At 65.5% G+C, this 12,155-nt stretch carries 9 protein-coding genes; 4 read left to right on the plus strand and 5 right to left on the minus strand.

Annotated features, from left to right (window positions below; all coding sequences use genetic code 11):
* Positions 1–145: 145 nt before the first annotated feature.
* Both H681_RS05225 and H681_RS05230 read right to left on the minus strand, forming a co-directional pair.
* Positions 146–1,729 (minus strand): ABC transporter substrate-binding protein, encoded by a 1,584-nt coding sequence (locus H681_RS05225; RefSeq protein WP_442961260.1) that lies wholly within the window; start codon positions 1,727–1,729, stop codon positions 146–148.
* A gap of 243 nt (positions 1,730–1,972) precedes the next feature.
* The gene (locus H681_RS05230; RefSeq protein WP_015475791.1) at positions 1,973–2,536 is read right to left on the minus strand and encodes a helix-turn-helix domain-containing protein; all 564 of its coding nucleotides are present in this window, start codon (positions 2,534–2,536) and stop codon (positions 1,973–1,975) included.
* A 172-nt stretch (positions 2,537–2,708) separates the two neighbouring features.
* Between H681_RS05230 and H681_RS05235 the strand changes: the two genes are divergently transcribed.
* Positions 2,709–3,926: a M24 family metallopeptidase gene (locus H681_RS05235; protein WP_015475792.1), complete on the plus strand. Its 1,218-nt coding sequence runs from the start codon at positions 2,709–2,711 to the stop codon at positions 3,924–3,926.
* A 91-nt stretch (positions 3,927–4,017) separates the two neighbouring features.
* Here the strand turns inward: H681_RS05235 and H681_RS05240 are convergent, their stop codons facing one another.
* The 3 genes from H681_RS05240 to H681_RS05250 all read right to left on the minus strand — a co-directional run bounded on the left by H681_RS05240 (position 4,018) and on the right by H681_RS05250 (position 8,199).
* Complete coding sequence (locus H681_RS05240) at positions 4,018–5,610, minus strand: ABC transporter substrate-binding protein (protein ID WP_015475793.1); 1,593 nt, start codon at positions 5,608–5,610, stop codon at positions 4,018–4,020.
* A gap of 49 nt (positions 5,611–5,659) precedes the next feature.
* The gene (locus H681_RS05245) at positions 5,660–7,261 is read right to left on the minus strand and encodes an ABC transporter substrate-binding protein (protein ID WP_015475794.1); all 1,602 of its coding nucleotides are present in this window, start codon (positions 7,259–7,261) and stop codon (positions 5,660–5,662) included.
* Positions 7,262–7,482: 221 nt separating this feature from the next.
* On the minus strand, positions 7,483–8,199 hold the full coding sequence (locus H681_RS05250) for an SIMPL domain-containing protein (RefSeq protein ID WP_015475795.1): 717 nt from the start codon (positions 8,197–8,199) through the stop codon (positions 7,483–7,485).
* A 221-nt stretch (positions 8,200–8,420) separates the two neighbouring features.
* On the opposite strand from H681_RS05250, the gene H681_RS05255 reads away from it, so the two are divergent.
* From H681_RS05255 to H681_RS05265, 3 genes are all read left to right on the plus strand, one after another.
* Complete coding sequence (locus tag H681_RS05255; RefSeq protein ID WP_015475796.1) at positions 8,421–9,677, plus strand: ATP-binding protein; 1,257 nt, start codon at positions 8,421–8,423, stop codon at positions 9,675–9,677.
* A 24-nt stretch (positions 9,678–9,701) separates the two neighbouring features.
* Positions 9,702–10,262: a response regulator transcription factor gene (locus H681_RS05260; protein ID WP_015475797.1), complete on the plus strand. Its 561-nt coding sequence runs from the start codon at positions 9,702–9,704 to the stop codon at positions 10,260–10,262.
* Positions 10,263–10,329: 67 nt separating this feature from the next.
* Positions 10,330–12,063 carry an ABC transporter ATP-binding protein/permease gene (locus H681_RS05265; protein ID WP_015475798.1) on the plus strand — a complete coding sequence of 578 codons (1,734 nt, stop codon included), beginning with the start codon at positions 10,330–10,332 and terminating at the stop codon, positions 12,061–12,063.
* Positions 12,064–12,155 lie beyond the last annotated feature (92 nt).

Consider the following 12,155-nt stretch of genomic DNA (forward strand, 5'->3'; position numbering starts at 1 on the left):
TCTTCTTCGTTGTTGTTTTCCAGACGGCAAACGCATCCCGCCGCGCCTGCCGGGGCGGGCGCGCTGGGAATAGGCAGTGGCGAAACGAAGGGCCGCCCGGTCTGCGCCGGGCCGGCCTGCCTGCGGCGGACGCCGCGGGCTTCGGCTAGGGCTGGTTGCTCACGCCGTAGAACGAGTTGCGCCCGAAGGGGCTGATGAGGAAGCCGTGCACCGACTTGTGCATGGGCTGGTACACGGTGGAGTGGGCGATGGGGCTGATGGGCAACTGCCGGGCGAGCAGTTGCTGGGCCTGCTGGTAGAGGGCGACGCGCTGGGCGTGGTCATTGGTCGCCTTGGCCTGCTTCACCAGCTTGTCGTAGGCCGGGTCGCACCACTTGGAGACGTTGTTGCCGTTGACCGAATCGCAGCCGTAGAGAGTGCCCAGCCAGTTGTCCGGGTCGCCGTTGTCGCCGGTCCAGCCGAACAGGATGGCGTCGTGCTCGCCGGCGTGGGCGCGCTTGATGTACTCGCCCCACTCGTAGCTGACGATCTTCGCCTTGATGCCCACCTTGGCCCAGTCGGCCTGGATCATCTCGGCCATCAGCTTGGCGTTGGGGTTGTAGGGGCGCTGCACCGGCATGGCCCACAGGGTGATTTCGGTGCCTTCGGCGATGCCGGCCTGCTTCAGCAGGGCGCGGGCCTTGTCCGGGTCGTAGGCCTGGCCCTTGATCGATTCGTCATAGGACCACTGGGTCGGCGGCATGGCGTTGACCGCCAGTTGGCCGGCGCCCTGGTAGATGGCCTCGATGATCGCCTGCTTGTTCACCGCCATGTCCAGCGCCTGGCGCACCTCGACGCGGTCCAGCGGCTGGTGGGTGACGTTGTAGGCCAGGTAGCCGAGGTTGAAGCCCGGCTGCGACGGCATGTCCAGGTTGGTGTCCTGCTTCAGCGAGTCGAGATCCGCCGGGCGCGGGTTGAGGCTGATCTGGCATTCGCCGGCCTTGAGCTTCTGCATGCGCACCGAGGCGTCGGTGTTGATGGCGAAGATCAGGTTGTCCAGACGCACGTCCTCGGGTTTCCAGTAATCCTTGTTGGCCTTGAAGCGGATCAGCGCGTCCTTCTGGTAGCGGCTGAGCACGAAGGGCCCGGTGCCGATGGGCTTCTGGTTGATCTCGCTGGCCTTGCCCTGGCTGAGCAACTGGTCGGCGTACTCGGCGGACTGGATCGCGGCGAAGCTCATCGCCAGGTTCTGGATGAAGGCGGCGTCGACCTCGTTGAGGGTGAAGCGGACGGTATGGTCGTCGAGCTTCTCCACCCTGGCGATGTTGCGGTCCAGCCCCATGTCGGTGAAGTAGGGGAACTCGGTGGGGTAGGCCTTGCGGAAGGGGTGGTCCTTGTCGAGCATGCGCTGGAAGGTGAAGACCACGTCGTCGGCGTTGAACTCGCGGGTCGGCTTGAAATAGCCGGTGCTGTGGAACTTCACGCCGCGGCGCAACTGGAAGGTCCAGGTCTTGCCGTCGGCACTGGTTTCCCAGCTTTCGGCCAGGGCCGGCACGGCCTCGGTGCCGCCGCGCTCGAACTGCACCAGGCGGTTGAACAGGGTTTCCGAGGTGGCGTCGTAGTCGGTGCCGGTCGTGTACTGGCCCGGGTCGAAGCCGGCCGGGCTGCCTTCGGAGCAGAACACCAGATTGCTGGCGGCGAAGCTCGCCGAGCTGGCCAGCAGCAGGCTGCCGGCGACCAGAGAATGCATGGAGATACGACGCTTCATACGCATGCCTAACCTCGTTGTTCTTTTTCTGAGGGAGCCTGGCATGGGCGTTGTGGGCCTGCGCCGGCTCGGGCGCCATCGCTCCTCCGTGGGCGATGGCCGGATGTCGCCGGGGGCGCCGGCGAATGTCGAACGCGAAGTTAAGTCAGGGTGAAATTAAGGTCAACTTAAATTCAGTGCCACTGCAAAAATCGGAAGCGTCCTTCCACACTCGGGGAATATCTTTCAGGTGCCCGGATGCTCGCCGAACAGCGGCATGGTAGTGACGGTCAGCACTTCGGCGGTTTCCTCGCCGGCATTGCGCAGGCAGTGCGGCTTGCCGGCATCGAAGTGCACCGAGTCGCCGGGGCCCAGGGGGTAGCTGCGGCCGTCGATGGTGTAGACGATGTTGCCGCTGAGCACGTAGGCGAATTCCGCGCCCTCGTGGGCGATCAACTCGGACTGGTAGCCGGCCGGCATGTTCATCTTCACCGCGTTGAGCTGGTTGCCGGGGAAGGCCGTGGTCAGGCGTTCGTAGCCCAGCGGCTGGCCCTCGATGGTGTAGCGCACGCGCTCGCCCTGGTGGGAGTCCGGCTGGGCCTGCTGCGGCTGGTCGAACAGCTCGTTGAGCGGCACCCCGAGGGACCTGGCGATGCTGGCCAGGGAAGAGATGGAAACTCCGGTGAGGTTGCGCTCGGCCTGGGACAGGAAGCTGGCGGTCAGGCCGGACTCGCTGGCCACCTGGCTGAGGGTCTTCTTCGCGGCGCGCCGGTAGCGGCGCAGGCGCTCTCCGATTCGATCGACGGTCATGGGTTGAGCTCTTGGGGAATGCCGGCAGTATACCGGCGAAGGATCACCGTGGGAGCGCACGATGGGAGGATTCCTCCTCTCAATGATTTTTCAGTTCTACTTAAATTCTGTTTGGTGAGCTTTTTAAGCTGTGCTTAAATTTTCGCAGACTTTTCACCAGGAGAACTGGGCGATGACAATGGGTGTTGGGGGGCGTACTCCCGAGCAGGCGTTGGCGGATCTACGCGACATGAGCGGCGGCGTCGAGCCGATCGGGCTGGCCGAATACCGCGCCCGCGTGGCCGGCCTGCAGGCGCGCTTGAGCGAGCAGGGCATGGCGGCGGCGTTCATCGATGCCGGCAGCTACCTGCGCTATTTCAGCGGGGTGAAGTGGAACCCCAGCGAACGCCTGGTCGGCCTGCTGGTGCCCGCCGACGGCGAGCCGCTGTACCTCGCCCCGGCCTTCGAGGAGGGCACGGTGCGCGATTTCCAGGTGCTGCCCGGGGCGATCCGCACCTGGCAGGAGCACGAGAGCCCCTATCGCCTGCTGGCGGATATGCTGGTGGAACTGGGCGTGCCGGCCGACGCCTGTCTTGGCCTATGCCCGAGCCTGCCGTTCGGCATGGTCGAGCGTCTGCGCCAGGCCGCCGGTTCGCTGCGCCTGGTGGATGCGAGCGCCGTGGTCGACCAGGGCCGGCAGCGCAAGTCGGCGGCCGAGCTGGCGCTGATGCAGCGCGCCAAGGACATGACCCTGGAAGTGCACAAGGCCGCCGCCAGCATCCTCCGCGAAGGCATCAGCGCCACCGAGATGGTGCGCTTCATCGAGGCGGCGCACCGCTGCGTCGGCGCCCCCGGCTCGACCTTCTGCATCGTGCTGTTCGGCGAGGACAGCGCTTTTCCCCACGGCGTGCGCGAGCCGCGCCCGCTGCGCGAGGGCGACATGGTGCTGATCGACACCGGCTGCCAGCTGCACGGCTACCAGTCGGACATCACCCGCAGCTACGTCTTCGGCACGCCCAGCGACCGCCAGCGCGCCCTCTGGAACCTGGAAAAGGCCGCCCAGCTGGCGGCCTTCGATGCCGCCATGCCGGGCCAGCCCTGCCAGGCGGTGGACGCCGCCGCGCGGCGCTGCCTGGAAGCCGGCGGCCTGGGCCCGGACTACGCCTTGCCCGGCCTGCCGCACCGCACCGGCCACGGCATCGGCCTGGACGTGCATGAGGGCCCCTATCTGGTCCGCGGCGACGAAACCCCGCTGGAAGCCGGCATGTGCTTCAGCAACGAGCCGATGATCTGCGTGCCGGGGGAGTTCGGTATCCGCCTGGAAGACCACTTCTACATGACGGCCGAAGGGCCGCGCTGGTTCACCCAGCCGAGCCACTCGGTGGACGATCCGTTCGGCCTGGAAGCTTGAGGCTGGCGGCTCTTCGTAGGAGCGAGCTTGCTCGCGAATCGCTTTACTGCGGGGTTTTGTTCGCGAGCAAGCTCGCTCCTACAGCAAAGGCTCAGGGCGTGAGTTCAACCCGCGAAAAGTTGTTCGAGCCCAGGGGGCTGAGGGTGAAGCCCTTCACCTCCGGGCGCACCACCGCGAACTGCTTCGGATAGGCCAGGGCGATCCACGGCGCCTCGCGCTGGAAGATCGCCAGGGCCTGGCGGTACAGCCCGGCGCGGGTCGGCTGGTCGGTGCTGGCGCGGGCGAGGCGCAGCAGTTCGTCGAATTCGGCGTTGCACCAGCCGGCCTGGTTCTCGCCGCTCTTCGCCGCCGCGCAGGACAGGTTCGGCGTGAGGAAGTTGTCCGGGTCGCCGTTGTCGCCGACCCAGCCCATGAAGATCAGGTCGTGCTCGCCCTGCTTGGCGCGCTTGATCAGCTCGCCCCATTCGTACACGCGGATGTCGGCCTGGATGCCGATCCTGCCCAGGTCGTCCTGGAGCATCTGCGCGCCGATACCGGGGTTGGGATTGGTCGGGCCGCCGCCGGGGCGGGTCCAGATCGACAGCTTCAGGCCGGGCTTGATGCCGGCTTCTTCCAGCAGTTGCTTCGCCCGCGCCGGATCGTGCGGCCAGCCCTTGAGCTGCGGGTCCGAGCCCCAGAGCGTCGGCGGGTAGGGCGCGACCGCCGGGGTGGCGGCACCTTCGCCGAACTGCGCCTTGAGGTAGGCGGCACGGTCGAAGGCGAGGTTGATCGCCTGGCGCACGCGCACGTCGTCCAGCGGCTTGTGCCGGGTATTGAGGGCCACGTAGGCCACCAGCAGGGAATCCAGTTCCTCCACCTTCAGGTTCGGCGCCTGGCGTAGTGCGGGGATGTCCGTGGGCTTGGGGTAGAGGGCAATCTGGCAGTCGCCGGCCTTGATCTTCTGGATGCGCACGTTCGGATCGGGGGTGATCGCCAGCAGCAGGCGGTCGATCTTCGGCTTGCCGCCCCAGTAGTCCGGGTTGGCGTTGAAGCGTACCTGGGCGTCCTTCTGGTAGCGCTGGAAGACGAAGGGGCCGGTGCCGATGGGCAGGTTGTTCAACTGCCCGGCCTTGTCGGCGGCCAGCAGCAGGTCGCCGTACTCGGCGGAATAGATGGAGGCGAACCCCATCGCCAGGTCGGCGAGGAAGGGCGCCTCGGGATGCTTGAGGGTGAAGCGCACGTGCTGGTCGTCGAGCTTTTCCACCGCGCTGATCAGGCTGGGCAGGCCCATCGCCTCGGCATAGGGGAAGCCGCGCGGAGCCAGCTTGTTCCACGGGTGTTGCGGGTCGAGCTGGCGCTGGAAGCTCCAGAGCACGTCGTCGGCGTTGAGCGCGCGGGTGGGCTTGAAGTAGTCGGTGCTGTGGAACTTCACGCCCTGGCGCAGGGCGAAGGTGTATTGCAGGCCGTCGTCACTGATCGTCCAGCTTTCCGCCAGCGCCGGCACCACGCGGGCGCTGCCGGGGGCGAACTGCACCAGGCGCTCGAACACCGTCTCGGCCGAGGCGTCGGCGGTGGTGGCGGCGGTGTACTGGGTGATGTCGAACCCTTCCGGGCTGGCCTCGGTGCAGACCACCAGGGATTGGCCGAACGCCGGCGCGCAGCCAAGCAGGCTGACGAGGGTCAGGCGGATGAGCGCGTTGCGCACGGCGGCTGCCGCAACAAAGGGCCGCCGGGAAGCCCGGCGGCCGCTGGCCTTACTTGTCGACGCTGACGCCGTAGAACGAGTTCAGCGCGAACGGGCTGATCTTGAAGTCCTGCACCGTCTTGCGCATCGGCTGGTACACGGTGGAGTGGGCGATCGGGGTGATCGGCACCTGCTCCTTGAGGATATGCTGGGCCTGCTTGTACAGCTCGGTGCGCTTGGCCTGGTCCGGCGTGCGCTTGGCATCCTTGATCAGCTTGTCGTAGGCCGGGTCGCACCATTTGGAGAAGTTGTTGCCGTCCACGGCATCGCAGCCGTAGAGGGTGCCCAGCCAGTTGTCCGGGTCGCCGTTGTCGCCGCTCCAGCCGATCAGCATGGCGTCGTGCTCGCCGCCCTTGGCGCGCTTGATGTACTCGCCCCACTCGTAGGTGACGATCTTCGCCTTGATGCCGACCTTGGCCCAGTCGGCCTGGAGCATTTCGGCCATCAGCTTGGCGTTGGGGTTGTAGGGGCGCTGCACCGGCATGGCCCAGAGGGTGATCTCGGTGCCTTCGGGCACGCCGGCCTTCTTCAGCAGTTCCTTGGCCTTTTCCGGGTTGTAGCCGGCATCCTTGATGCTGTCGTCGTAGGACCACTGGGTCGGCGGCATGCCGTTCACGGCCAGTTGGCCGGCGCCCTGGTAGACGGCGTCGATGATCGCCTTCTTGTTCACCGCCATGTCCAGCGCCTCGCGCACTTCGAGCTTGTCGAACGGCTTGTGCAGGACGTTGTAGGCGATGTAGCCGAGGTTGAAACCCGGCTGCGACGGCATGTTCAGGTTCGCATCCTTCTTCAGCGATTCCAGGTCGGCCGGGCGCGGGAAGAGGGTGATCTGGCACTCGTTGGCCTTGAGCTTCTGCATGCGCACCGAGGCGTCGGTGTTGATGGCGAAGATCAGGTTGTCGATCTTCACCTCGCCCTTGTTCCAGTAGTCCGGGTTGGCCTTGAAGCGGATCATCGCGTCCTTCTGGTAACGGCTGAACACGAAGGGGCCGGTGCCGATGGGCTTCTGGTTGATGTCGGCGGCCTTGCCCTGCTTGAGCAACTGGTCGGCGTATTCGGCGGACTGGATCGAGGCGAAGCTCATCGCCAGGTTCTGGATGAACGCGGCGTCGACGTCGTTGAGGGAGAACTTGACGGTGTGCTCGTCGACCTTCTCCACCTTGGCGATGTTGGTGTCCATGCCCATGTCGGTGAAGTAGGGGAACTCGGTCGGGTAGGCTTTGCGGAACGGATGGTTCTTGTCGAGCATGCGGTTGAAGGTGAACAGCACGTCGTCGGCGTTGAACTCGCGGGTCGGCTTGAAGTAGTCGGTGGTGTGGAACTTCACGCCGGAACGCAGGTGGAAGGTGTAGGTCTTGCCGTCATCGGATACATCCCACTTTTCCGCCAGCCCCGGAATAACCTGGGTGCCGCCGCGCTCGAACTGGGTGAGGCGGTTGAAGACCGTCTCGGCCGAGGCGTCGAAGTCGGTGCCGGTGGTGTACTGGCCGGGGTCGAAGCCCGCGGGGCTGCCTTCGGAGCAGTAGACCAGGTTGTTGGCGGCGTGGGCGAGCGGGGCGCTGGCGATCAACCCAGCGGCAATCATGGAGCGGATGACGGCGTTCTTACGCATACGGACCTCTGGTTATTCTGGTTGTCATCGAGGAACAGCCTTGTGGGCTGCGTTGCGTGAAACTATGCACGGCGCATGCCGGGCGCAAGCGGCTGACCGGGATGAGTGTAGAAGTTGTAACGCCGGTGCACGTGAATGTCGCAATTTCGACAATGAGAGCCGTGCCGCCCCGGACGGCGCCTCGATTGCCGGAGGCGCCGCGCGGGAGGAGGTCGCCTGCGTTACGGCATCTGCACTTCGATCGTGCCGTCGGCGCTGATGGTGACCTGGCTGGTGCCGGCCTCGATTTCCTGGGCCGGGGCGCCGCCATAGCTGTCGGCCTTCATCGCCGCCATGCGCATCATCGGCATCGGACGCGGCGCGCCGGAGGTGTTCAGGTTCAGGCTGACCAGCTTGTAGCCCTTGCCGCCAAGGGCGTCGGTCAGCACCTGGGCGCGGGCTTTGAAAGCGCTCACGGCGTCCTGCATCAGCGCGTCCTCGTTCTTCACGCGGGTCGCGTCGGCGATGCTGAAGTTCATGCTGCCCATCTTCAGCTTGCCCAGCAGGTCGGCGGTGAGCTGGGAGAGGCTGGCGAAGTCGGCGCTTTCCAGACGGATCTCCGCGCGCTCGCGCCAGGCGGTGATCTTCTGGCCCTTGTCGTCATACACCGGGTAGCTGTTGCGGCTGCCCAGGCTGACGGTCACGCCTTTCACCTTGCGCGCCTGTTCCACCGCCGCGTTCAGCGCCGTGGTGGTCTCGGCGGCCAGCTTGGCCGGATCGCCAGCCTGGCCTTCGCTGTAGAGGGTCACGTGCATCAGGTCGTGGGCGACTTCCTGGCTGACCTCGGCGCGCAGCGAAACCTGGTTGTAGCGCGGTTCGTCTGCCAGCGCACCGAGGCTGGTGGCGCACAGGGCGATGGCGGCGGCGAGGGCGGTGAAGGGTTTCTTCAGTACAGACATGGATGACTCCTTGCTCCAGAAAAGGTCCCGGCCACAGCGTAGTAGACTCGGTGGCGGGGAGTGTCGGACTCTCTGACGGAGATTCGTTCCGGGACGGGTTAACGCTGGATGTCACCAATTGTTTCCGACCGCCGCGGCCTGCGCTGGAGTATGCTGTGGCGCTATGCCGCATAAGTTGGAGGGGGCTCTTGGCTATACTCGCGCAAATTCCGGAATTCATCATGCGCACACCGGTTTTCCAGCTTTCCGCCAGTCGTCAGAACCTCCTGCATCTGACGCTCATCCGCATTCTCGTGCTTGCCGCCCAGACAGGTTCCGTCGGGCTCGCCTACAAGGCCCAACTGATCCAGCTGCCTTGGCTGGCGCTGGGCGTGACCCTCGGCGTTTCCCTCGTGCTGTGCCTGGGTACTGCGCTGCGCCTGCGCGGTCCGTGGCCGGTGACCGAACTGGAATACGCCGTTCAACTGGCCTGCGACCTGCTCATCCACAGCGTGCTGCTGTATTTCTCCGGTGGTTCCAGCAATCCCTTCGTTTCCTATTACCTGGTGCCGCTGACCATCGCCGCGGCCACCTTGCCCTGGCTCTACACCATCGTCCTGGCAGGCCTGGCGCTGGCCAGCTACACCGTGCTGCTGGTGTGGTTCCACCCGCTGGAGATGGCGGCAGGGCAACGGGACAACCTGCTGGTCTATGGCATGTGGTTGAGCTTCGCCCTGGCCGCCGCGCTGATCACCTTCTTCGTCGCGCGCATGTCCGAATCGCTGCGCCGGCAGGAGCAACTGCAGGCCCAGCGCCGCGAGGAGCTCATGCGCGACCAGCAACTGCTCGCCGTGGCCACCCAGGCCGCCGGCGCCGCCCACGAGCTGGGGACGCCGCTGGCGACCATGAGCGTGCTGCTCAAGGAACTGCGCCAGACCAACGCCGACCAGCCACTGCTGCAGGAAGACCTGGCGCTGCTGCAGGAACAGGTGAAACTCTGCAAGGACACCCTGCAGCACCTGGTGCGCGCCGCCGAGGCGGACCGCCGCCAGACGGTGGTGGAGCAGGGCGCCAACGAGTGGGTCGAGTCGGTCCTGCACCGTTGGCACCTGATGCGCCCGGAGGCCAGTTATCGTTACCAGACCCTCGGCAAGGGCAAGGCGCCGCGGATGGTGCCGCCCACCGACCTGAGCCAGGCCTTGCTCAACCTGCTGAACAACGCCACCGATGCCTGTCCGGATGACCTGGATATCCGCCTGGACTGGGATGCCGGGGAAGTCTGCCTGAGCATCCGCGACCAGGGGCCGGGCGTTCCCCTGGCCATTGCCGAACAGCTCGGCAAGCCTTTCTTCACCACCAAGGGCAAGGGTTTCGGCCTCGGCCTGTTCCTCAGCCAGGCCAGCGTGACGCGGGCAGGTGGCACGGTGAAGTTGTACAACCATGAAGATGGCGGCACTCTGACGGAGTTGCGTCTGCCAAGAAGCTATGGCGTGGCTTGAGGGCCACGTTTGCGAGGAAGTCCCATGAGCGAAGAGATCCAGTTCGAAGGCGAAGAGCAGCCCCACCTGTTGCTGGTGGACGACGACGCCACCTTTACCCGCGTCATGGCCCGCGCCATGACCCGCCGTGGGCTGCGGGTATCGATCGCCGGCTCCGCCGAGGAGGGCCTGGTCATGGCCAGGGAGGACCTGCCTGACTACGCCGTGCTCGACCTGAAGATGGATGGCGACTCCGGCCTGGTGCTGCTGCCCAAGCTGCTGGAGCTGGACCCGGAGATGCGGGTGGTGATCCTCACCGGCTATTCCAGCATCGCCACCGCGGTGGAAGCCATCAAGCGCGGCGCCACCAACTACCTGTGCAAGCCGGCCGACGCCGACGACGTGCTGACCGCGCTGCTGTCGCAGCATGCGAACCTGGAAACCCTGGTGCCGGAAAACCCCATGTCGGTGGACCGCCTGCAGTGGGAGCATATCCAGCGCGTGCTGGCCGAGCACGATGGCAACATTTCCGCTACCGCCCGTGCCCTGGGTATGCACCGGCGAACCTTGCAGCGTAAGCTGCAGAAGCGCCCGGTGAGGCGTTAAGCGATCGATAACACAAGGAGCGCCAACTGAGCGCTCCTTTTATTTTCAGCCGTGCGAGCAAGACCCCATGACCGACAGCGCCGAATACCGCGCGGCGAACGACGCCGTGCGCAGCCGTTTCTTCCACCGAGTCTGGCAGCTCACCGCGCCCTACTGGCGCAGCGAAGAAAAAGGCATGGCCTGGCTGCTGCTGATCGTGGTGATCGCGCTGTCGCTGGTGGGCGTGGCCCTGAACGTCTGGCTCAACAGCTGGTACCGGGACTTCTACAACGCCCTGCAGAACAAGGATCTGAAAAGCTTCATCCACCTGATGCTGGTGTTCTGCGGCATCGCCGCGGTGTTCATCCTGACGGCCGTATACCGGCTGTATCTCACCCAGATGCTGACGATCCGCTGGCGCCGCTGGCTGACCGAAAAGCACTTCGCCACGTGGCTCCAGCACAAGAGCTACTTCAACCTGGAGCAGGGCGGCTATACCGACAACCCTGACCAGCGCCTGACCGACGACCTGAAGAGCTTCACCACCACGACCCTCGGCCTGAGCCTGGGCCTGCTGAGCAACGTGGTCAGCCTGGTGTCCTTCTCGGTGATTCTCTGGGGCGTTTCCGGCAGCATCGAAGTCCTGGGCATCGCGATCCCCGGCTACATGTTCTGGGCCGCGCTCATCTATGCCCTGGTCGGCAGTTGGCTGACCCACCTGATCGCCCGCCGCCTGATCGGTCTGAACAACCGCCAGCAGCGTTACGAGGCCGACCTGCGCTTCGGCCTGGTGCGGGTGCGCGAGAACGCCGAGAGCATCGCCCTGTACAACGGCGAGGCCAACGAGAACGAGCGGCTGATGACCCGCTTCCGCAATGTCTGGAGCAACTTCTGGGAGCTGATGAAGGTGCAGAAGCGCCTGACCTTCTTCTCCGCCGGCTACGGACAGATCGCCACCGTCTTCCCCTTCATCGTCGCCGCGCCCCGCTACTTCGCCGGACAGATCCAGCTGGGCGAGCTCATGCAGATCAACTCGGCCTTCGGCAACGTGCAGTCGGCGATGAGCTGGTTCATCGATGCCTATGCCGACCTCGCCAGTTGGCGCGCCACCTGCGACCGCCTGCTGAGCTTCCGCTCGGCGATGGCCGAAACCGCCCGGGAGTCCGCCAACATCGACGTGCGCAAGGACGGCGACCTGCTGCACCTGCAGAACCTCAGCCTGCAGTTGAGCGGCAATCGCGAACTGCTCGAACCCACCAGCCTGACCGTCCGCTGCGGCGAACACGTGCTGATCGGCGGCCCTTCCGGCGGCGGCAAGAGCACGCTGCTACGGGCCATGAGCGGCCTGTGGCGCTATGGCAGCGGCGTAGTGCAGATGCCCGAGGCGCGCAGCCTGTTCCTGCCGCAGAAGCCCTATCTGCCCATCGGTACCCTGGCGCAGGCGCTCAGCTACCCGGAACAGCCCGGCCAGCACAGCGTCGAGCGTCTGCAGGAGGTCTTGCGCCTGTGCCGCCTGGAAGCGCTGATCTCGCGCCTGGACGAGGCCGATCACTGGCAGCGGGTGCTGTCGCCCGGCGAGCAGCAACGCCTGGCGATCGCCCGAGCCTTGCTCTATGCGCCGCGCTGGCTGTTCCTCGACGAGGCTACCTCGGCGCTGGACGAAACCGACGAGGCGGCGCTCTACCAGGTACTGCTGGAGCAACTGCCGGGCGTCACCCTGGTCAGCATCGGCCACCGTGCCAGCCTCAAGCGTTATCACCCGAGGCAGTTGCGTCTGGAAGACCGCCGGCTCCGGGAAATGGAGACGGTATTGCCGGCCTGATGGCAGTTTGATTCCCTGTCAAAGTGTGAGCTGGTTAGTGGAGAACGTCTGAAAGTCATCGCATATGGGATGAAATCTTCTTAATTTCTTAC

Source organism: Pseudomonas sp. ATCC 13867 (assembly GCF_000349845.1).
Classification (GTDB): domain Bacteria; phylum Pseudomonadota; class Gammaproteobacteria; order Pseudomonadales; family Pseudomonadaceae; genus Pseudomonas.